The sequence below is a fragment of the Microbacterium sediminis genome, from assembly GCF_004564075.1.
GTDB classification, from domain to species: Bacteria; Actinomycetota; Actinomycetes; order Actinomycetales; family Microbacteriaceae; genus Microbacterium; species Microbacterium sediminis.
Genome location: NZ_CP038256.1, coordinates 995285 through 1015701, shown reverse-complemented (window position 1 = coordinate 1015701; position 20417 = coordinate 995285). Strand labels below are relative to the sequence as shown.

Here is a 20417-nt window from a genome sequence, read left to right as displayed (position 1 = left end):
CTATTTGCAATAGAACAATGGCGTCAATCCGTGCCCGCCATCTCGCCCCGGTACACTCCCCGCGTGAACACGACGGCGCGCGGATCCGCGTGGGAGGTGGCGCGGGCCTTCCTCACGCTCGGGGTGACCTCGTTCGGCGGGCCGGTCGCACACCTGGGCTTCTTCCGCACCGAGTTCGTGGATCGGCGCCGGTGGCTCGACGATCGGGCGTACGCCGATCTCGTGGCGCTGTGCCAGTTCCTGCCCGGGCCGGCATCGAGCCAGGTCGGCTTCGCGATCGGGCTGCTGCGGGCCGGTCCGCTCGGCGCGCTCGCGGCGTTCCTGGCCTTCACCCTGCCCTCCGCGGTGCTCATGGTCGCGTTCGCGTTCGGCGCCGCACTGTTCGAGGGTCCCGTCGGCGCCGGCATCCTCGAGGGGCTGAAGATCGTCGCCGTCGCGATCGTCGCGCAGGCCGTGTGGGGCATGGCGCGCACGCTCGCACCCGATCCCACCCGCGCCGCGATCGCCGCCGGCGCGGCCGGCATCGCGCTGCTGGCGGCGAGCGCCTCCGGGCAGCTCATCGCGATCGCGCTCGGCGCCGTCGTCGGGCTGCTGCTGTGCCGGCCCCGCTCGGCGTCGGCGCCGGCGGCGCTGCGCGTGCCCGTCTCGCGCGCGGCGGGGATCGCCTCGCTGGCGGCGTTCGTCGCCCTGCTCATCGCGCTCCCCCTCGTGGCCGTGGCCACGAGCGCCCCGGCGGCGGCCCTGGCCGACGCCTTCTACCGCGCCGGCGCGCTCGTCTTCGGCGGCGGGCACGTGGTGCTGCCGCTGCTCGAGGCCGAGGTGGTCGCGACGGGCTGGGTCACGGCGCCCGAGTTCCTCGCGGGCTACGGCGCCGCGCAGGCGATGCCCGGCCCCCTGTTCACCTTCGCCGCGTTCCTCGGTGCCGCCAGCGGCAACGGCGCGGGCGGCCTTCTCGGCGCGGTGATCGCCCTGGTCGCGATCTTCCTGCCGGGCTTCCTGCTGCTCATCGCCGCCCTGCCGTTCTGGGGCGCGCTGCGGGCGAGCACGAACGGCCAGGGCCTCATGAACGGCGCGAACGCCGCCGTCGTCGGCATCCTCGCCGCCGCCCTCTACGATCCCGTCTTCACCACCGCGATCACCGGGGCCGGCAGCTTCACGGTCGCGCTCGGCTGCTTCGTGCTGCTCGTGGCCTGGAAGCTGCCGCCGTGGGCCGTGGTGCTCGTGGGCGCCGCGGCCGGCGTCGTGCTCGAGCTCGCCGGGATCTGACCGGGGCCGGGGCCGGGGCCCGGCTCGTGTGCGTGGCCGGCGTTCCGGCGCAGATCTGCGATTCGGCGCACCCCACGCGCCCCGTGGTGCGCGGCAACGCAGGTCTGCGCGCAATCGCAGGCGCGGGGCGGCCTGGGCGCGAGGATGGAGGCATGACCGAGCGCTACACCGAGGCCTATGCCGCCCAGCACGGCCGCTTCACCGTGATCCCCGCCGCCTACGTGTTCCTGCGCCGCGGGGACGAGGTGCTGCTGCAGCTGCGCGCCGGCACCGGGTACTACGACGCGCACTGGGCGGCCGGGGCGGCCGGGCACGTCGAGCAGGGCGAGTCGGTGCTGGCCGCGGCCGCGCGCGAGGCCGCCGAGGAGCTGGGCGTCGCGGTCGCGCCGGAGGATCTGGAGTTCCTCACGATCGAGCATCGCACAGGCGAGGGCGCGGCGATCGACGAACGCGTCGACTTCTTCTTCGCCTGTTCGAGGTGGACGGGCGACCCGGTGCTGCAGGAGGACAAGGCCTCCGACCTGCGCTGGTTCGCGCTGGACGCCCTCCCCGATCCCGTCGTCCCGCACGAGCGCCTCGTGCTCGAGCGGCTGCGGGGTCGGACCCTCGCGCCGGTGACGCCGATCGGGTTCTGAGCGCTCAGTCCTCGAAGCCGACGAGCCAGCGCACCCCGTAGCGATCGCGCACCTGGCCGTCGTGCGCGCCCCAGGGTCGCCGCTGCAGCGGGTCGATGACGCGACCACCCTCGCTCAGGGCGGCGAACCACCGGCGCGACGTCTCGGCGTTGGCGGCGCCGAGCAGGGCGACGCTGATCCCGGTCATCACGACCGCGTCCTCGTCGCCGCCGGCGTCGCACCCGTACAGGCTCACCGGCCCCGACAGCGTCCCGTGCGCCACCGCATCCGGCGGACCGTCGGCCCGGCCGAATTCGGCGTAGGTGTGCAGCTCGAGCTCCCCGCCGAAGGTGTCGCGATAGAACGCGAGCGCCTCCGCGGCGTTGCCCGGGAACCACAGGTACAGCGATTGCGCCATCGCGCCCCCTTCGTCACCGCGAGTCTGGCGGCCGCCGCCCGTGCGGGGCAAGGCCGCGGGCTCAGCCGAGCGGCTTGAGCTCGAGCGCCTCGCGCGTGGCGCCGGCCGCGACCGACGCGAACGCCGTGTAGCCGTCCGCCTCGGCCCGGGCCAGCAGCGCCTTGAGGTTCTTGGTGCGCCGCTCCAGGCGCACGCGCGATCCCTCGGCCACGAGCGCGGCCTTGAGGGCCACGAGCTCCGCGACCGGCACGTCGCGATCGTGCACGAGCACGACCGCCGGCGCGGCGCCGGCGTCGGCGAGCGCGACGAGATCGACGATCCGCTCGAAGCCGATCGAGAACCCGACCGCCGGCACGTCCTGGCCGAGGAACCGGCCGATCATGCCGTCGTAGCGCCCACCGCCGCCGAGCGAATAGCTCACCGAGGGGTGCGCGAGCTCGAAGATCGTGCCGGTGTAGTACCCCATGCCGCGCACGAGGAACGGGTCGAACACGAGCGGCGGGTCGATCTCGGCGCGGGCGGCCGCGACGGCCTCGCCGATGCCCACGAGGTGCGCGATGACCTCGGCGCCGACGCCCTCCGGCAGGGCCTTGCGGATCTGTGCCTCGCCGAACGGCAGGTACTCCCGCGTCTGCGGCCGGGTGAGGAACGCCTCGAACGCGTCGACCGCGGCCGCCGTGGCGCCGCGCTCGCGCAGCTCGGCGGCGACGCCGGCGGGACCGATCTTGTCGAGCTTGTCGATCGTGATGAGCACGCCGGGGCGCTCGTCGACCGCGAAGCCGAACGCGTCGAGCATCGCGTCGAGCGCGCGGCGGTCGTTGATCCGGACGCTCGCGCCCTCGAGCTCGAGCGCCGCGAGCGTGTCGAGCGAGGCGACGATCAGCTCGGCCTCGGCGCGCGCGGTCTCGTCGCCGATGATGTCGATGTCGCACTGCACGAACTGGCGGTAGCGGCCCTTCTGCGGGCGCTCGGCGCGCCACACGGGCGCGATCTGGATCGAGCGGAAGACCGTGGGCAGCTCCGCGCGGTGCGTGGCGTAGAAGCGGGCCAGCGGCACGGTGAGGTCGTAGCGCAGGCCCAGGTCGGTGAGCGCGGCGGGGTCCTCGGCGGCGGCGCGGATCGCCTCCGCGTCCAGGCCGCGGCGGAGGATGTTGAAGGCGAGCTTCTCGTTGTCGCCGCCGATCCCGGCGTGCAGGCGCGCGTACTCCTCCACGACCGGGGTCTCGATCTCGTCGAAGCCATGGGCGCGGTAGCGCTCGCGGATCACGGAGAGCACCCGCTCGCGGCGGGCCTTATCGGCGGGGAGGAAGTCGCGCATGCCGCGCGGCGCATTCACGGAAGCCATAGCCCGTCCATTCTCTCAGGTCGGGATCGCCCGGAAATCCGCAAGTCTGTGTCAGATCCGCGCGTTCCGCGGACCGGATTCGACAGAGACTTGCGGACTTACGCGGCAGGATGGGCAGGTGAGCGGATTCGGGGACGAGCTGAAGCGGACGGCCGACACCATGCGGCAGGTGCGGGATCGCTGCGTGTGGACGCAGCAGATGACCCACGAGGAGCTGATCCCGTACCTCATCGAGGAGTCGGCGGAGCTGGTCGATGCGGTCGAGCGCGGCGATCGCGCGGAGATGCGCGAGGAGCTCGGCGATCTGCTGTGGCAGGTGCTGTTCCACGCCGAGCTCGCCTCGCGTGCCGACGATCCGTTCGACATCGACGACGTCGCCCGCGGGCTCAACGACAAGATGATCCGCCGCCACCCCCACGTCTTCGGCGACGAGACGGCCGAGACGCCCGAGCGCGTGCTGGAGCTGTGGAACGCGGCCAAGGCGGCCGAGAAGCGCGAGCGCACGTCGGTGCTCGACGGCGTCGCGGCCGGGATGCCGTCGCTCGCTCTCGCGCAGAAGCTGCTGGGCAAGGGCGAGCAGGTGGGCGTCGGCCGCGAGCTGCTCGGGGAGATCGCGGCGGCCGAGGCGATCGAGCAGGCCGACGGCATGCAGGCGCTGCCGGCGAGCGAGGAGGAGCTCGGCGACACCCTGCTCGGCCTCGTCGCGCTCGCCCGCGCCCGCGGCTGGGACGCCGAGCGCGCGCTGCGCGGCCGCGTCCGCGAGCTCGCCGACGAGATCCGCGCCGCGGAGTAGGCCTACTCCAGCTGCCCGTGGATCTCGTCGGGCGCGTGGTGCACCTCAGGCTCGGCGGGCTCGGTGCCCTCGCGCTGCAGCCGACGGTGGTGCGCGGCGCGCCACGACACGAGCACGGCCGACAGCGCGAGCGCGATGAGCGATCCGCCGAGCACGCCGAGGATCGCCTGGTCCTTGATCGCGGGGTCGTCCGCGAACGCGAGGTTCGCCATGAGGAGCGACACCGTGAAGCCGATGCCGCCCAGGGCACCCGCGGCGACGATGTCGGCGAAGTGGATGGCGGGCTCCTCGCCCTTGGTCCGGTTCAGGCGCACGGCGAGCCAGCCGGCGGCCGAGATGCCGATGATCTTGCCCACCGGCAGCGCGACGAGGATGCCCCACAGCGCGGGAGAGAGCTCCGACACCGACACCTGCGGGATCATCACGAGCGCCGCGAAGAACGCGAACACCGGCAGGATGAGCCCGTTGATCCAGGGCTCGAGCACGTGACGGGCGTGCATGCCGGTGTTCTGGCGGATCGCGACGCCGAGGAGCACACCGGCGATCGTGGCGTGGATGCCGCCCAGGTACGTGAAGGCCCAGGCGCCCAGCCCGAGCACGATCATGATCGGCACGAGCACGGCGCGGTTGCGGGGGTTCAGGTACCGGCTCACCACCGCGAAGGCGATGACGAGCACCAGCGCGATCGCGAGGCTGCCGAGGTCGAGGTCGTGCGCGAAGAGCACCGCGATGAAGATGATCCCGACGATGTCGTCGATGATCGCGAGCGCGAGCAGGAACACGCGCACCTTCGACGGCAGTCCCTTGCCGAACATCGCGAGCACCCCGAGCGCGAAGGCGATGTCGGTGGCGGTCGGCACCGGCCAGCCGCCCGCCGTGGCGGGGTCGTGCCCGGCGATGAGCAAGTAGATCGCGATCGGCACGATCACGCCGCCGGCCGCGGCGATCGCGGGCGTGAGGGCGCGCTTGACGCTGTTCAGCTGCCCGCTCGTGATCTCGTACACGAGCTCGATCGCCGCGCCGAAGAAGAAGATCGCGAGCAGGAAGTCGCTCACCCAGTGCGCGATCGACAGATCGAGGCCGGTGCCGGGGATGGCCAGGTGCGCGTGGCTGGCCTCGATCACGGCCCCGCCGAACGGCAGGTTGGCCACGAGCAGGCCGAGCACGGCGGCGCCGAGCAGGAGGAAGGCGGGGAAACGCTCAGAGCGCAGGAGCTTCATCGGGTCCTTTCGGGGTCGACTCTCGCGCGCGGATCACGCGCGACGCCGACCAGACTTCCCGGCACACCAGGAACCCAGCCTACCCGTCGGACGCCGCCGCTCCCGCCGGCTCGGCCTTCTCGGGCACCGGGAAGATGGCGTCGAGCAGCTGCGCGACCCAGTCGATGAGCGCCGCGTCGTCGCCCGGCTCGATCCGCGTGGACAGCGGCACGACCATGGCCTCTCCCCCGGCGAGGATCTTGGCTCCCGGGTACAGCCGCTGCACGCGCACCTTCATCGAGTCGGGCAGCTTCGCCGGCGCGATGCGCAGGTTCTTGCCCATCGCCACCACATCGGCCAGCCCGGCCTTCGCAGCGCGGCGACGCAGGCGCGCCACCCGCACGAGCCCCTGCACCTCGGCCGGTGGCTCGCCGTACCGGTCGGTCAGTTCCTCGACGACGAGGTCGATCGCGTCGTCCGGCGACGACACGGCGGCCGCCGCCGAGAGCTTCTGATACGCCTCCAGGCGCAGGCGCTCGCTGTCGATGTAGGACTCGGGGATGCGCGCGTCCACCGGCAGCTCGAGGCGCAGCTCGACGGGGCCGTCGGTCTCCTCCCCGCGGAACGTCGCCACGGCCTCGCCGATCATGCGCAGGTACAGGTCGAAGCCGACGCCCGCGATGTGGCCGGCCTGCTCGGCGCCGAGGAGGTTTCCCGCACCGCGCAGCTCGAGGTCCTTCATGGCCACCTGGATGCCCGAGCCGAGGTCGTTGTGCACCGCGATCGTCTGCAGGCGGTCGGCGGCGGTCTCGCTGAGCGGCTTGTTCTCGTCGTACACGAAGTACGCGTAGGCGCGCTCGCGGCCGCGACCCACGCGCCCGCGCAGCTGGTGCAGCTGGGCGAGGCCGTACTTGTCGGCCCGGTCGATGATGATCGTGTTGGCGTTGGTGATGTCGATGCCGGTCTCGATGATCGTCGTGCACACGAGCACGTCGAACTTGCGCTCCCAGAAGTCGTCGACGACCTGCTCCAGCTGGTGCTCGCCCATCTTGCCGTGCGCCACCGCGATCCGCGCCTCGGGCACGAGCTCGGCGAGGTGGGCCGCGACGGAGTTGATCGACTGCACGCGGTTGTGCACGTAGAACACCTGACCCTCGCGCAGCAGCTCGCGGCGGATGGCCGCGGCCAGCTGCTTGTCGTTGCGGGGGCCGACGTACGACAGGATCGGGTGGCGATCCTCCGGCGGCGTGGCCAGCGTCGACATCTCGCGGATGCCCGTCACGGCCATCTCGAGGGTGCGCGGGATGGGCGTCGCGCTCATCGCGAGGATGTCGACGTTGGTCTTGAGCTTCTTCAGGGCGTCCTTGTGCTCGACGCCGAAGCGCTGCTCCTCGTCGACGATGAGCAGGCCCAGATCCTTGAACGTCACGCCCTCGGTGAGGATGCGATGCGTGCCGATCACCATGTCGACCGATCCGTCGAGGAGGCCCTGGATCGTCTCGCGCGCCTCCTTGTCGGTCTGGAACCGGCTGAGCGGCTTGACCTTCACGGGGAAGCCGGCGAAGCGCTCGGTGAACGTCTCGAGGTGCTGCTTGACGAGCAGCGTGGTCGGCACGAGCATCGCGACCTGCTTGCCGTCCTGGATCGCCTTGAACGCCGCGCGCACGGCGACCTCGGTCTTGCCGAAGCCCACGTCGCCCGACAGCAGGCGGTCCATCGGGATCGGGCGCTCCATGTCGCGCTTGATCTCGTCGATGGTCTGCAGCTGGTCGGGCGTCTCGGCGAAGGGGAACGCCTCCTCGAGCTCGCGCTGCCAGGGCGTGTCGGGCCCGAACGCGTGCCCCTTGGCCGCCATGCGCGCCGAGTAGAGCTTCACGAGCTCGACGGCGATGTCGCGCACGGCCTTGCGGGCCCTGCTCTTGGCCTGCGACCAGTCGCTGCCGCCCATCTTGGACAGCTGCGGGCTCTCGCCGCCGACGTACTTCGACAGCAGGTCGAGCTGGTCGGTCGGCACGTAGAGCTTGTCGCCCGGGTAGCCGCGCTTGGACGGCGCGTACTCGAGCACGAGGTAGTCGCGCTCGGTCTTGACGGCGTTGCGGCCGCCGCTGGAGACCTGGCGCTTGGTCATCTCCACGAACCGGCCGATGCCGTGCGTGGAGTGGACGACGAAGTCGCCCGGCTTCAGCTGCAGCGGGTCGACGACGTTGCGACGCCGGCTCGCGAGCTTCTTGGGGCCGCGGTTCGTGCCGCCGATCGTGCGGCCGTAGAACTCGTTCTCGCTGAGGACCGCGAGGCGCGCCTCCTCCGACTCGAAGCCCTGCTCGATCGCGCCCCGCACGAGCGTGACGACGCCGCCCTCTGGCGCGTCGTCGAGGGTGTCGACGATGCGGGCGGCCAGTCCCCGCTCGCTCAGCACGTCGCGCGCCCGCTCCACGAGGCCCGCGCCCTCCGCGACCACGACGACGGCCCAGCCGGCGCGGACGCGGTCGGCGATGTGCTCCGTGGCCCCGTCGACGTTGCCCTGGAACGAGGGCACGACCGACCCGCGCACCCGCACCGTCGCGTCGGTCTCGACGTCGAGCTCGGCCTCGGCGAACTCGTCGGCCATGTCGGCGGCGCCCGAGTCGAAGGGGCTCAGCGTCCACCACACGCCACCGCCGGATCGCACGTCATCGCGCAGCCGTCCGATCGTGAGGAAGTCGCCCGTCTCCAGGTCCACCGGCGCGCTCGCGCCGCTCGTCGCCGCGTTCCAAGCGGCCTCGAGGAACTCCCGGTTGGTCTCGGCGAGCGAGAGCGCGCGCGTGATGGCGCGCTCGGGATCGACGAGCGCGACGGCGGCGCCCGAGGGCAGGTAGCTGGCCAGCGACACGAGGGGGCCGGCGACGACGGGCGTGAGCGATTCCATGCCCTCGGAGGGGATGCCCTCGGCCATCTTCTCGAGCATCTGGGCGATCCCGGGGAACCGCCCCTGCAGCGAGCGTGCCCGCTCGCGCACTTGCGCGGTCAGCAGCAGCTCGCGGCTGGGGACGAGCTCCACCCGCGCCACCTCGCCCGGCAGCGATCGCTGGTCGGCGACCGAGAACGCCCGGATCGCATCGACCTCGTCGCCGAAGAACTCCACGCGGTAGGGGTGTTCCGCCACGGGCGGGAAGACGTCGAGGATGCCGCCGCGCACGGCGAACTCGCCGCGGCGCGAGACCATGTCGACGCGGGTGTAGGCGCGCTCCACGAGCGCCTCGACGATCTCGTCGAGCTCGCGGCCGCGCGAGCCCGGGGCGAGAACGACGGGCTCGACGTCGGCGAGGCCGGCGGCGAGCGGCTGCACGGCGGATCGGACCGACGCCGTCACGACGATCGGCGCGGTCCCGTCCCAGGCCGCCAGGGTGCGCAGCGTCTCGAGCCGACGGCCGACGGTCTCGGCGCTCGGGCTGAGCCGCTCGTGCGGCAGGGTCTCCCAGGCGGGGAAGCTCAGCACGGTCGCCCCGGGCACGAGCGACTGCAGGCTGGCACCGAGCGCGTCCGCGCGGCGGCCCGTGGGGGCGATCACCAGCAGCGCCCCGGGCCGGCCGGCGGCGCTGCGGCGGTCGAGCAGGGCCGCCAGCGCGGGGGCGTCGAGCCCGTCGACGAGCGAGAAGTCGGCGTCGACACCGGAGTTCGCGAGGGCGTCCCGGAAGGATTCGGAGCGGTCGAGGGCGCGCGGAATCCCGTGAACAGTCACCGGATCAGTCTAGGCGGGCGCGCCTCGGCCCCGGCTGGACATCACGCCTTGGGGGCGTGGGCCTTCTGCTGGGCCGCGGTGAGGCCGTCCTCGATGATCAGCTGCACGGCGTCGGCGGCGTCGGCGATGAGGATCGGCAGCGTCTTGCGCTCGGTGGCCCCGAAAGGATCGAGCACCCAGTCGGCGGGGTCCTGGCGCCCGGGCGGGCGACCGATGCCCACGCGCACGCGGGTGAACTCCGGCGTGCCGAGCGCCTTGGCCACGTCGCGCACCCCGTTGTGGCCGCCGTGCCCGCCGCCGATCTTGAGCTTGATCGTGTCGAACGGGATGTCGAGCTCATCGTGGACGACGATGACGTGGTCCGGCTCGATCTTGAAGAACCGCGCGAGCGACGAGACGGGGCCGCCCGAGACGTTCATGTACGAGTTCGGCTTGGCCGCGATGATCTTCGCGCCACCCATGCGCAGCCGCCCCTCGGCGACGCGCGCGCCCGCCTGCTTCTGCTGCGTGAACGACGCGCTCATCCGATCGGCGAGCTCGTCGATGACCATCTGGCCGACGTTGTGTCGCGTCAGCTCATACTTCGGCCCGGGGTTGCCGAGTCCGACCACCAGCCACGTCTCGGCCATGGGTTCGCTCCTACGACGGCGGAAGGGGGTGCGACGTGATGCCGCACCCCCTTCCGGAAAAGCTGTTCCGACTTACTCGGCCGACTCCGCGGCCGCGGTCTCGTCGGCCGACTCCTCGCCCTCGGCCTCGACCTCGCCGCGCGGGGTCGAGATGGCGACGACGAGCGTCTCGGCGTCGGTGACGAGCGAGGCGCCCTGCGGCAGGGTGACGTCGCCGGCCGTGATGTGCGCGCCGTCCTCGAGGCCCTCGACCGAGACCTCGAAGTGCTCGGGGATGTGGGTCGCCTCGACCTCGACCGACAGCGACGTGGTCTCGAGCGTGTGGATGGTGCCGGGGAACGACTCGCCCGTGACGACGATCGGCACGTCGACGGTGATCTTCTCGCCCTGCTTCACGACGATCAGGTCGATGTGCTCGATGACCTGGCGCACCGGGTCCTTCTGCACGTCCTTGACGAGCACGAGCTCCTGCTTGCCCTCGATCGACAGCTCGATGAGCGCGTTGGCGTGGCGCACGATCAGCGCGGTCTCGTGGCCCGGGAGGGCGACGTGGACGGGCTCGCCGCCGTGGCCGTAGATGACGGCGGGGATCTTGCCGGCCGCGCGCAGACGGCGGGCGAAGCCCTTGCCGAACTCGGTGCGGACGTCCGCGTTCAGGGTGAAGTTCTCGGACATTGATGTTCTCCTCGTGCACACGGCGATGCGTGTTCGCCGTGGTGGTCTGTGTTTTCTCGACTCGAACGCAACGCGTGAGGAGAGCCACCGGGCCCGCATCACCGCGTCGATTACGGATTCGCCGCGCGCACGCACGAAGATCCCTCGCCGAGGTCTCCCCTATGCTACCCGACGTGTCGGGCGCACGCCGAATCGGCCTCGTCGGGCGATAGCCTGGGAGCGCGCTCCGTTCGGAGCGATCCGTCCCCAGAAGGAGTTGCCGAATGCTCGACGCCGCCGCGCTGTCGCATGTCGTTGCCTGGGTGATCGGCGGAGTGTCCGCCATCGCCGCCGTCACCATCGTCGGAGCGTTCTTCTCGCTCGGCCGCGCCGGCTACCGCAAGGACTGAGCCATGGCCGCCACCGCCAACATCGGAGTCGTGGGCCTCGCCGTGATGGGGTCCAACCTGGCGCGCAACCTCGCCAGCCGCGAGGGCAACACCGTCGCGGTGTACAACCGGAGCCGTGAGAAGACCGACACCCTCATCGCCGAGCACCCCGAGGCCGGCTTCATCCCGACCTACGACTACACGGAGTTCGCGGCGGCGCTGACCAAGCCGCGCACCGCGATCATCATGGTCAAGGCCGGCACCGGCACCGACGCCGTCATCAACGAGCTCGTGAACGTGTTCGAGCCGGGCGACATCATCGTCGACGGCGGCAACGCGCTGTTCACCGACACGATCCGCCGCGAGAAGGCCGTGCGCGAGACGGGGATCAATTTCGTCGGCGCCGGGATCTCGGGCGGCGAGGAGGGCGCGCTGCACGGGCCCTCGATCATGCCGGGCGGCTCCGACGAGTCATGGGTCACGCTCGGGCCGATCCTGAAGTCGATCGCCGCCGTCGCCGAGGGCGAGCCGTGCGTCACGCACGTGGGCCACGACGGCGCCGGGCACTTCGTGAAGATGGTGCACAACGGCATCGAGTACGCCGACATGCAGCTGATCGCCGAGGCGTACGACCTCATCCGCCGCGGCACCGGCAAGTCGCCGGCCGAGATCGCCGACGTCTTCGCCGAGTGGAACACCGGCGAGCTGGAGTCGTACCTCATCGAGATCACCGCCGAGGTGCTCCGCCAGGTCGACGGGGAGACGGGCAAGCCGCTCGTCGACGTGATCCTCGACCAGGCCGGCGCCAAGGGCACGGGCGCGTGGACGGTGCAGACCGCCCTCTCGCTCGGCGTGCCCGTCTCGGGCATCGCCGAGGCCACGTTCGCCCGCTCGCTGTCGTCGCACCCCGAGCAGCGCGCCGTCGCCGCCGAGCTTCCCGGCCCGCAGGAGGCCTTCCAGGTCGACGACGTCGACGCGTTCATCGAGGACGTGCGCCTGGCGCTGTTCGCATCGAAGATCGTGGCGTACTCGCAGGGCTTCGACGAGATCCGCGCGGGCGCGGCCGAGTACGGCTGGAACATCGACCTCGGCGCGATCGCGAAGATCTGGCGCGCGGGCTGCATCATCCGCGCGCAGTTCCTCAACCGCATCAGCGACGCCTATGCCGCCACGCCCGACCTGCCGGTGCTCATGACGGCGCCGTACTTCGTCGAGGTGTTCGAGCGCGCCCAGGCGGCCTGGCGCCGCGTCGTCGTGGCGGCCGCCCAGGCGGGGATCCCCTCGCCGGCGTTCTCGTCGTCGCTCGCGTACTTCGACGGCATCCGGGCCGACCGCCTGCCGGCCGCTCTCGTGCAGGGGCAGCGCGACTTCTTCGGCGCCCACACGTACAAGCGCATCGACAAGCCGGGCACCTTCCACACGCTGTGGTCGGGCGACCGCACCGAGATCGAGGCGGAAGACACGCACTGACGGGCGCCCCGCCCGCTCCCCCGACGTCCGGTCCGCTCAGGCGGGCCGGACGTTGTGGTTGCGGCGGAACACGTTGCCGGGGTCCCAGGCGCGCTTGACCCGGCTCAGCCGCGCCATCGTGTCGGCGGGATACAGCGTGGCCGCCACCGCGGGATCGGTCGTGGTGAGGAAGTTGCCGTACACGCCGGCACCCTCCCGCGCGATCGCCGCCCAGTCCGCCTCGACGCGCGCCCGCTCGGCGCCGTCGAGGTGCGGCCCGTCGAAGGCGCCGGCCATCGCGAACCACGTCGCCCCGCGCGCGGGGAACGCGGTGGCCGCCGCGGCGACGTCGCCGTACGCGCCGCCGAGCGACCGGAGGAACACCACCGACGCCGGCTGCGCCTCGCGGAACGCCACCAGCCGGTCGATCACGTCGTCGTCCAGCTCGACGAGCAGCGTGTTGCCGCCGACGAACCCGGGCGCCGGCCGCGCGGGGTCGGCCGGCGGCATGTCGGCCAGGATCTCCGGGTAGGCGGCGGGCCCGAACGCGACCTCGGTGACGCCGGGGGCGGCCAGCACCGGCGCCAGCAGCCGGCGGGCGTCGGCCTCGTCGCCCAGCCAGCATGCCGTGATGGATGCGCCGGGAGGCGCGCTCGGATCCATGGCCGGCACGTCCATGTAGGTGGCGGTGAGCTCGCGCGGGGCGTCGCGCAGCACGTCACGCAGCGCGCGCAGCGCGGGGCGGGCGTCGCCGGCGACCGCCAGCTCGACCCACACGAGGGCCGGCAGCGGGTGCGCCTCGAAGTCGAATCGGGTGACGACCCCGAAGTTGCCGCCGCCGCCGCGCAGCGCCCACAGGAGCTCGGGCTCGGTGGCGTCGGTCGCCTCGACGACATCGCCGGCGGCCGTGACCAGCTGCACGCCGACGAGCTGATCGGCGGCGAGCCCCCAGGCCCGCACCATCCATCCGATGCCGCCGCCGAGGGTGAGCCCGCCCACGCCCACCGATGCGGTGTCGCCCGAGCTGATGCCGAGACCGCGCGGGGCGATCGCCGCCGCCACCGCGCCCCACGTGGCGCCGCCGCCGACGCGCACGCGCGTGCCGTCGACGGCGATGTCGCGCAGGTCCGAGAGGTCGATCGTCATGCCGCCCGGAACGGAGCCCCAGGCGCTGTGCCCGCCGCCACGCACGACGACGGGCAGGTCGGCGCGGGCGGCGTAGGTCACCGCCGCGCGCACGTCGTCGATGTCGGCCGGGCGGACGATGAGGTCGGGCTCGCCGATGCCCGAGTGGAACAGCCGCGCGTCGTCCCAGTCGGGATCGGACGCGGTGACCACGGTGCCGGTCAGTCCGGCGCGCAGATCGTCGTGAGTCGTCGTCATGGCACGCACGCTAGCGCGCACCTCCGACACGCGAACCGGTCACGACGACGCGGCCGGTGCCCTCCCCGGGTACCGGCCGCGCGACGTCGAGAGCTCAGCGCAGCGCGACGAGACCCAGGTTGCCGAGGACGGCGAAGGCGATCGCCCAGATGATGATCGAGAGGATCTGCCAGAAGATCACCTGGTTGCGGCTGGCGCCGAACGAGACCATCAGGCCGGAGGTGATCTGGGAGGGCAGCAGCGTCTGGCCGAGCAGGCTCACCCCCGGCACCCCGAAGCGGTCGAACATCTTCTTGAACCGCTGCTTGCGCGGCGACAGCTCCGGCTCCCCCTCGCCCGGACCGCGGCCGGCGAGCACCTTGCGTCGGGCGCCGGCGCCGGCGAAGACGAAGGCGAGCATCGAGACGACGTTGCCGATGATCGCGGCGATCACGGCGACGACCGTGGGGACGCCCGCGAGCACGCCGATGAGCGTGCCGAAGTACGACTCGACGAAGGGGATGGCGGAGACGAGCATCACCCCGAGCCAGTGTGCCCAGGCGGGAAGGGACTCGGTGAAGGCGACCAGTGCGTCGTACATGGAGGGGCTCCCGTGAGGTGTAAAGTGGCCTTGACATGACAAGCTTGCTTGACATCTCCGACGGTGTCAAGTGTGCTTTACATATGAGTCACGGAGTGAGCGTGCAGAGCAGGGTCAGGGAGCTGCGCGGAGATCGCGGCCTGTCGCAGCAGGCACTCGGCGACGCGGTGGGCGTCTCGAGGCAGACGATCAACGCGATCGAGACGGGGCGGTACGACCCCTCCCTCACGCTCGCCGTGCACCTCGCGCGCTATTTCGGCACCACGGTCGAGGAGGTCTTCGATGTCGACGCCTGAGCCCGGCAAGCGGTTCCGCTGGCCCATCTCGATCCTCAACACCGTCATCTACGGCGCGATGGCGGTGTTCGGCATCTGGCTCATCGTGGCCGACCGGGTCACGCCCGGCATCATCCTCATCGTGGGTGCCGTGCTCGGCGCGCTCGCCTCGGCCTTCGCCCGGCGCCGCGGTGCGGGCGACCTGGAGCGCGTGAACGCCCTCGAGTTCGCCGACGAGCGCGATCGCGCGGCGGCCGGAAAGGCGCTCGCCGCGGTCGGCGTCGCCGCGCTGCTCGCGTCGATGGCGCAGTTCGTCGTGTCGATCGTCGTCGACGATCCCCTGTTCTCGCTGATCAGCGCGGCCATGCTCCTGCTCCTGGCGGCCGTCTGGCTGCTCGCGAACTGGTACTTCATCCGCCGCGGTTGAGCGCCACCGCGCGAGGGCGACGATGCGCAACGCCCGCCGCCCTCGCGCCCGCGATGGTCACCGCGTGATGTCGGTCACCGTGCCCTTCGCCAGACGCAGCCGCCGGCGCGCGCGGTGCGCGACGGCGGAATCGTGCGTGACGAGGATGAGGGTCAGACCCGCGGCGTTCAGCCCCTCCAGGAGCGACATGATCTCGTCGCGGGTCTGCTCGTCGAGGTTGCCGGTCGGCTCGTCGGCCAGGAGCACGGCGGGCCGCTTGGCGATCGCGCGGGCGATCGCGACGCGCTGCTGCTGGCCCCCGGACAGCTCGCTCGGCAGGTGATCGCCGCGATCGGCCAGGCCGACCTGCTCGAGCGCCTCGGTCACGCGCCGGGCGCGCTCGGTGGCGGCCAGGCCCAGCGGCTCGAGCCCCATGTCGACGTTGTCGCGCGCGGTCAGCGTCGGAATGAGGTTGAACCCCTGGAACACGAAGCCGATGCGCTCCGCGCGGATGCGCCCGAGCACCGCGTGCCCGGCGCGCGAGAGCTCCGTCTCGCCCAGGCGCACGGTGCCCGACGTCGGGGTGTCGAGCGCGCCGAGCAGCTGCAGCAGCGTGGACTTGCCGCCGCCGGTGGGGCCCTGGATCGCCACGAAGTCGCCGTCGGCGATCTCGAGGTCCACAGCCTTCAGGGGCGTGACGGATCGCTGCTTCTGCGCGTAGGTCTTCGTGACGTCGCGCAGCTCGTAGAGAGTGGTCATGTCGGTTCTCCTTCGGTGAGGGCGGCGGTCAGGCGACCGCACGCAGAGCTTCGGCGGGGCTGAGGCGAGCGGCGCGCCAGCCGCCGATCACGCCGGCCAGCAGGCCGCCCGCGACGGCGAGACCGACCGCGGCCAGAACGATCCCGAGGCTCAGCGGCGCGCTGAGCACGATCTCGCCGGCGGTCTGACCGGCCGCCATGCCGCCCGGCCCCATGCCGCCGGGACCGCCCGCGGCCGCCTGCGTCGTCGAGACCGTCGGCCGGATCACGTCGATCGCGATCGTGATCACCAGGCCGAGCACGACGCCGGCCGCGGCGCCGATGAGGCCCTGGGCCAGTGACTCCCCCGCCACCTGCCGCACGACGCGGCCGTTGGTCCAGCCGAGCGCCTTCAGCGTGCCGAACTCGCGGGTGCGTCGCGAGACGCCCGAGATCGTGAACAGGACCGCCAGCAGCACGGCGACCGCGAGCACGACGATCGACAGCCAGATGCCGAGGCTGGTGATGAGCGCCGAGGCGCTCGACAGCGAGCCGGACACCGTGTCGGCCAGGTCGCTCTGCGAGTTGACGGTGGCGTCGGGCAGCTCCGCGGCCAGCGCCTCCTGGACGGCCGAGATGTCGCCCGCGGAGGACGCCTGCACGTACACCGTCGACACGACGTCGCCGGCGCCGGAGAGCTCCTGTGCCACGTCGAGCGGGATGAACAGGTCGGCCGCGGTGTCGGCGGCATCCGATGCCGAGGCGACGATCCCGACGATCTCGAACTCCTCGCCGCCGAGCTCGACCGTGCCGCCCACCGCGAGGTCGTTCGTCGTGGCGTAGGCGGCGTCGACGACGGCCACGGAGGCGCCGGCGTCCGCCGCCTCGAGGGCCCGGCCCTCCGACAGCGACACCGACGAGAGCGGCCCGACCGTCGCGGCATCGGGCTCGACGCCCAGCACGCTCGTCTGGTCGAGCTCGAACGAGCCGCCGCCGAATCCGCCGCCCATGCCGCCCTGCGGCGCCTGGCCCTCGGGCGCCGCAGCGTCGGCGTCGGCGCTCGCGTCGCTCGGCGGCGAGGGCAGCTGCCCGTCGAACTCCATGCTCGTGAGGGCGAGCGCGCCCGAGGCTGCCGCGACGCCGTCGGTCGACAGCGCGGTCTCGACGGCCGACGCCTCCAGCGTGGAGCGCCCCCTCTCGACCGTGAGCCGCGACTGGCTCACCTGGGTGGTGCCCTCGTCGTCGGTGGCGCCGTCCTCGGCGCCGAACTCGAACCGCTGGCCGCCGTCCTCCCCCGGCTCCGCCGCGGCGCCCGTGACGGTCAGGTCGGTGCCCACGCCGTAGACGGATTCCAGCGCCGCGGCCTGCGCATCGCGCACGCCGTTCGAGAGCGCCCCCACCACCATCACGAGGGCGATGGCGACGGCGAGGCCCGAGGCCACGATGATCGTCTGCTTCTTGCGGCCGGCGAGTTCCCGCCGCAGGTATCTGCCGTACATTCGGCTCCTTTCCGAGGTTGACGGCTTCGACGCTAGGAATCGCGGTGATGGGAGCCCGATGACGCGGCTATGGCGACGCTATGGACGCCGCGATCCGCGCATCTCACAGCGGAGGCATAGCTCGCGCCATAGGAAACGCATAGGTCGGCGCGCAGAATGGGAGCCATGACCGCCGCTCATCCCGCCCTCACCCGCGCCGACGGATCGCCCGTCCGGGTGCTCGTCGTCGACGACGAGCAGATGCTCACCGACCTGCTGTCGATGGCGCTGAAGATGGAGGGCTGGGCGGTGCGCACCGCCGGCAGCGGCTTCGAGGCGCTGCACGCCGCCAAGGAGTTCGACCCCGACGCCATCGTGCTCGACATCATGATGCCCGACCTCGACGGCCTGGCCGTGATGCAGCGGCTGCGCCAGGCCGGCGACGATGTGCCGATCCTGTTCCTCACCGCGAAGGACGCCGTCTCGGATCGGGTGGCAGGTCTGACCGCCGGCGGCGACGACTACGTCACCAAGCCGTTCAGCCTCGAGGAGGTCGTGGCGCGGCTGCGCGCCCTCATGCGCCGCACCGGGGTGCACGCCGCCGAGGCCGATCCCATCCTGCGCGTGGGCGACCTCAGCCTCAACGAGGACAGCCACGAGGTCGAGCGCGCCGGCGAGCCCATCGAGCTGACCGCGACGGAGTTCGAGCTGCTGCGCTATCTCATGCGCAACCCGCGCCGCGTGCTGTCGAAGGCGCAGATCCTCGATCGGGTGTGGCAGTACGACTTCGGCGGTCGATCCAGCGTGGTCGAGCTGTACATCTCGTACCTGCGCAAGAAGATCGACGCGGGCCGCGAGCCGCTCATCCACACCATCCGCGGCGCCGGCTACATGATCAAGGCCCCGCAGTGACCGACGCCCGCGCGCAGGATCCGCGCCCCGCGACCGCCGAGGCGCCCGCGCGCGGCCGGCCGCCGATGCAGTTCCAGACCAAGCTCATGCTCACGGTCTTCTCGATCGTGGCGCTCATCCTCGTGGTGGTCTCGGCGGTGATGAGCTTCGTCCTGGGCCGCGTGCTCGAGTCGTCTCTCTCGCAGCAGGTCGAGTCGCTGGCCGACAGCGCCGTGACGTGGGTGACCCCGAACCAGGACGCCGCCTCGCAGCTCGCCAACCGGCCCACCCTGCCCGGCACGATCCTCATCGTCATCTCCGGCTCCTCGGGCGCGATCTCCGGGGCGATCACCGACGGGCCGCACGTGGAGGCCCTCGATGCCGATCAGCTCGACGGCGTGCGGGTCGACCAGACCCCGCGCGCCACGACCGTGACGGTCGAGGGGCAGGGAGAGTTCCGCGTGGCGCCCGGGCGCGTCATGAACGGTGTGTACCTGATCGGCGTCTCGACCGCCGACGTCCGCGAGACGATCGGCGAGATGCTGTGGACGATCGGCGTCGTCACCGCCGGCGGCCTGCTGCTGCTCGGCGGGGCGATCACCGCCGTGATCCATCGCGGACTGCGGCCCCTGCGCGCCGTGGCCGACACCGCCACCCGCGTGGCGAAGCTGCCGCTGCACGCCGGATCCGTGTCGATCGAGGATCGCGTGCCCGAGGAGCAGGCCGATCCGCGCACCGAGATCGGGCGCGTGGGCGCCGCCCTGAACACGCTCCTGGATCACGTGGACGCGTCGCTGGACGAGCGCCAGCGCAACGAGGACCGCATGCGCCGCTTCGTGGCCGACGCGAGCCACGAGCTGCGCACGCCGCTGGCCTCGATCCGGGGCTACTCGGAGCTGTCGCTGCGCGATCCCGCCCTCAGCGACACCACCGAGCAGTCGCTCGAGCGCATCCAGGCGCAGTCGATCCGGATGACCTCCCTCGTCGAGGACCTGCTGCTGCTGGCGCGGCTCGACGAGGGCACCGAGATCGTCGTCGACGCCGTCGACCTCACCCAGGTGGCCGTCGAGGCGCTGGCCGATCAGCAAGTCGCTGCCCCCGGCCACGCCTGGCGGGTGGAGGTCGACGAGGAGCCGGTGATCGTGGCGGGCGACGCCGCGCGGCTCAGCCAGGTGGTGCTGAACCTGCTCGCCAACGCCCGCACGCACACCCCGCCCGGCACGGAGGTGACGCTCGGCGTGCACCGCGAGGGCAGCGGCGGCGCCACGCGCGCCGTGCTCACCGTCCACGACGACGGCCCCGGCATCTCGCCCGAGCTGCAGCAGGAGCTGTTCACCCGGTTCGCGCGCGGCGACGTGTCGCGCGCGCGCAAGACCGGCGGCACCGGCCTGGGGCTCGCGATCGCCAAGGCGATCGTCGAGGCCCATCACGGCACGATCGGCGTGCGCAGCACCCCGGGCGACACCACCTTCGAGGTGCGCCTCCCGGCCCGCCCGGCCTGAGTCAGGCGGCGCCGTCGAGTGGCCGGTGCCGCGGCAGGGCGGCGCCGGCGCGCAGGCGGCCGGGCTGCAGCGGGGGCGGCGCGCTGTGGCGGACGTTCTGCGCGCACGGCAGGGGGCGGCGCGCTGTAGCGGGCGTTCTGCGCGCTGTGGCGGGACGTTCAGCGCGCCGCGGCGGGGATTCGCATCCGGGCGGCGGATTCCGCGCACATTCGGCCACCGGAACGCGAAACTCCTTCCGGCGGCAGGAATCCTCCGCCCCGGCGCGGGTCTGTGTCCGCCCGGGGTGCCGCCTCACGTGGCCGCTCGCACGCAAGGAGCTCCCGCGCGCACGGAAGGAGCTCCCGCGCGCCGCGGCGGGGATTCGCACCCGGGCGGCTGATTCCGCGCACATTCGGCCGCCGGAACGCGAAACGCCTCCCGAAGGCAGGAATCCTCCGCCCCGGCGCGGGTCTGCCGCCACCCGGCTCCCCTCACGTGACCGCGCGCACGCAAGGAGCTCCCGCGCGCACGGAAGGAGCTCCCGCGCGCTCGGAAGGGGATTCGCACCCGGGCGGCTGATTCCGCGCACATTCGGCCGCCGGAACGCGAAACGCCTCCCGAAGGCAGGAATCCTCCGCCCGGCGCGGGTCTGCGTCCACCCGGGGTGCCACCTCACGTGGCCGCTCGCACGCAAGGAGCTCCCGCGCGCTCG

The 20417-nt window shown here is 72.4% G+C and carries 19 protein-coding genes; 9 read left to right on the top strand and 10 right to left on the bottom strand.

The features are described from left to right. Positions 1-63 precede the first annotated feature (63 nt). Positions 64-1266, top strand: a complete 1203-nt coding sequence (gene chrA, locus E3O41_RS04785; RefSeq protein WP_067028092.1) for a chromate efflux transporter — start codon at positions 64-66, stop codon at positions 1264-1266. A gap of 152 nt (positions 1267-1418) precedes the next feature. Continuing rightward, a complete protein-coding gene (locus E3O41_RS04780) occupies positions 1419-1901 on the top strand; it encodes an NUDIX domain-containing protein (protein ID WP_135012102.1) in 483 nt (160 codons plus the stop codon). 4 nt (positions 1902-1905) lie between these two features. Here the strand turns inward: E3O41_RS04780 and E3O41_RS04775 are convergent, their stop codons facing one another. Continuing rightward, positions 1906-2298, bottom strand: coding sequence for a VOC family protein (locus E3O41_RS04775; RefSeq protein WP_067028096.1), 393 nt, complete (start codon positions 2296-2298; stop codon positions 1906-1908). Between the two features lie 61 nt (positions 2299-2359). After that, complete coding sequence (gene hisS / locus E3O41_RS04770) at positions 2360-3616, bottom strand: histidine--tRNA ligase (protein WP_218939262.1); 1257 nt, start codon at positions 3614-3616, stop codon at positions 2360-2362. Between the two features lie 187 nt (positions 3617-3803). Here hisS and E3O41_RS04765 point away from each other — a divergent pair, with 187 nt between their 5' ends. Beyond that, positions 3804-4436, top strand: a complete 633-nt coding sequence (locus E3O41_RS04765; protein WP_173849917.1) for a nucleoside triphosphate pyrophosphohydrolase — start codon at positions 3804-3806, stop codon at positions 4434-4436. A gap of 2 nt (positions 4437-4438) precedes the next feature. On the opposite strand, the gene E3O41_RS04760 is transcribed toward E3O41_RS04765, so the two are convergent. The 4 genes from E3O41_RS04760 to E3O41_RS04745 form a co-directional block, all read right to left on the bottom strand. Next, positions 4439-5656 (bottom strand): Na+/H+ antiporter NhaA, encoded by a 1218-nt coding sequence (locus tag E3O41_RS04760; RefSeq protein WP_067028100.1) that lies wholly within the window; start codon positions 5654-5656, stop codon positions 4439-4441. A gap of 79 nt (positions 5657-5735) precedes the next feature. After that, positions 5736-9353: a transcription-repair coupling factor gene (gene mfd / locus E3O41_RS04755; RefSeq protein ID WP_135012098.1), complete on the bottom strand. Its 3618-nt coding sequence runs from the start codon at positions 9351-9353 to the stop codon at positions 5736-5738. Between the two features lie 41 nt (positions 9354-9394). Then, positions 9395-9982 (bottom strand): aminoacyl-tRNA hydrolase, encoded by a 588-nt coding sequence (gene pth, locus E3O41_RS04750; protein ID WP_067028103.1) that lies wholly within the window; start codon positions 9980-9982, stop codon positions 9395-9397. 72 nt (positions 9983-10054) lie between these two features. Next, entirely contained in the window at positions 10055-10657 is a 603-nt protein-coding gene (locus E3O41_RS04745) for a 50S ribosomal protein L25/general stress protein Ctc (protein ID WP_067028107.1), read from the bottom strand. A gap of 263 nt (positions 10658-10920) precedes the next feature. Between E3O41_RS04745 and E3O41_RS14490 the strand changes: the two genes are divergently transcribed. Both E3O41_RS14490 and gndA read left to right on the top strand, forming a co-directional pair. Further along, the gene (locus E3O41_RS14490) at positions 10921-11046 is read left to right on the top strand and encodes a hypothetical protein (RefSeq protein WP_276204039.1); all 126 of its coding nucleotides are present in this window, start codon (positions 10921-10923) and stop codon (positions 11044-11046) included. 3 nt (positions 11047-11049) lie between these two features. Further along, positions 11050-12495, top strand: coding sequence for an NADP-dependent phosphogluconate dehydrogenase (gndA, locus tag E3O41_RS04740; protein ID WP_135012096.1), 1446 nt, complete (start codon positions 11050-11052; stop codon positions 12493-12495). 36 nt (positions 12496-12531) lie between these two features. Here the strand turns inward: gndA and E3O41_RS04735 are convergent, their stop codons facing one another. Then, positions 12532-13857 (bottom strand): FAD-binding oxidoreductase, encoded by a 1326-nt coding sequence (locus E3O41_RS04735; RefSeq protein WP_067028111.1) that lies wholly within the window; start codon positions 13855-13857, stop codon positions 12532-12534. Between the two features lie 94 nt (positions 13858-13951). Continuing rightward, positions 13952-14437 (bottom strand): hypothetical protein, encoded by a 486-nt coding sequence (locus tag E3O41_RS04730; RefSeq protein ID WP_067028113.1) that lies wholly within the window; start codon positions 14435-14437, stop codon positions 13952-13954. Positions 14438-14538: 101 nt separating this feature from the next. Here E3O41_RS04730 and E3O41_RS04725 point away from each other — a divergent pair, with 101 nt between their 5' ends. After that, positions 14539-14733, top strand: a complete 195-nt coding sequence (locus E3O41_RS04725; RefSeq protein ID WP_173849918.1) for a helix-turn-helix transcriptional regulator — start codon at positions 14539-14541, stop codon at positions 14731-14733. Then, positions 14720-15139, top strand: a complete 420-nt coding sequence (locus E3O41_RS04720) for a hypothetical protein (RefSeq protein WP_067028117.1) — start codon at positions 14720-14722, stop codon at positions 15137-15139. The genes E3O41_RS04725 and E3O41_RS04720 overlap by 14 nt, the downstream gene beginning before the upstream one ends. Before the next feature lie 57 nt (positions 15140-15196). On the opposite strand, the gene E3O41_RS04715 is transcribed toward E3O41_RS04720, so the two are convergent. Beyond that, positions 15197-15877, bottom strand: coding sequence for an ABC transporter ATP-binding protein (locus E3O41_RS04715; protein ID WP_067028119.1), 681 nt, complete (start codon positions 15875-15877; stop codon positions 15197-15199). 28 nt (positions 15878-15905) lie between these two features. Continuing rightward, complete coding sequence (locus tag E3O41_RS04710) at positions 15906-17354, bottom strand: ABC transporter permease (protein WP_067028121.1); 1449 nt, start codon at positions 17352-17354, stop codon at positions 15906-15908. A 165-nt stretch (positions 17355-17519) separates the two neighbouring features. Between E3O41_RS04710 and E3O41_RS04705 the strand changes: the two genes are divergently transcribed. Further along, a complete protein-coding gene (locus E3O41_RS04705; protein ID WP_067028122.1) occupies positions 17520-18245 on the top strand; it encodes a response regulator transcription factor in 726 nt (241 codons plus the stop codon). After that, positions 18242-19726 carry a sensor histidine kinase gene (locus E3O41_RS04700; protein WP_338060493.1) on the top strand — a complete coding sequence of 495 codons (1485 nt, stop codon included), beginning with the start codon at positions 18242-18244 and terminating at the stop codon, positions 19724-19726. Before E3O41_RS04705 ends, E3O41_RS04700 begins: the two co-directional genes overlap by 4 nt. Positions 19727-20417: the final 691 nt, after the last annotated feature.

Coding starts and splice junctions, on each gene's coding strand:
- E3O41_RS04780 (WP_135012102.1), top strand. CDS start 1,419: ATGACCGAGCGCTACACCGAGGCCTATGCCGCCCAGCACGGCCGCTTC.
- E3O41_RS04775 (WP_067028096.1), bottom strand. CDS start 2,298: ATGGCGCAATCGCTGTACCTGTGGTTCCCGGGCAACGCCGCGGAGGCG.
- hisS (WP_218939262.1), bottom strand. CDS start 3,616: ATGCGCGACTTCCTCCCCGCCGATAAGGCCCGCCGCGAGCGGGTGCTC.
- E3O41_RS04765 (WP_173849917.1), top strand. CDS start 3,804: ATGCGGCAGGTGCGGGATCGCTGCGTGTGGACGCAGCAGATGACCCAC.
- E3O41_RS04760 (WP_067028100.1), bottom strand. CDS start 5,656: ATGAAGCTCCTGCGCTCTGAGCGTTTCCCCGCCTTCCTCCTGCTCGGC.
- pth (WP_067028103.1), bottom strand. CDS start 9,982: ATGGCCGAGACGTGGCTGGTGGTCGGACTCGGCAACCCCGGGCCGAAG.
- E3O41_RS04745 (WP_067028107.1), bottom strand. CDS start 10,657: ATGTCCGAGAACTTCACCCTGAACGCGGACGTCCGCACCGAGTTCGGC.
- E3O41_RS14490 (WP_276204039.1), top strand. CDS start 10,921: ATGCTCGACGCCGCCGCGCTGTCGCATGTCGTTGCCTGGGTGATCGGC.
- gndA (WP_135012096.1), top strand. CDS start 11,050: ATGGCCGCCACCGCCAACATCGGAGTCGTGGGCCTCGCCGTGATGGGG.
- E3O41_RS04735 (WP_067028111.1), bottom strand. CDS start 13,857: ATGACGACGACTCACGACGATCTGCGCGCCGGACTGACCGGCACCGTG.
- E3O41_RS04730 (WP_067028113.1), bottom strand. CDS start 14,437: ATGTACGACGCACTGGTCGCCTTCACCGAGTCCCTTCCCGCCTGGGCA.
- E3O41_RS04720 (WP_067028117.1), top strand. CDS start 14,720: ATGTCGACGCCTGAGCCCGGCAAGCGGTTCCGCTGGCCCATCTCGATC.
- E3O41_RS04715 (WP_067028119.1), bottom strand. CDS start 15,877: ATGACCACTCTCTACGAGCTGCGCGACGTCACGAAGACCTACGCGCAG.
- E3O41_RS04710 (WP_067028121.1), bottom strand. CDS start 17,354: ATGTACGGCAGATACCTGCGGCGGGAACTCGCCGGCCGCAAGAAGCAG.
- E3O41_RS04705 (WP_067028122.1), top strand. CDS start 17,520: ATGACCGCCGCTCATCCCGCCCTCACCCGCGCCGACGGATCGCCCGTC.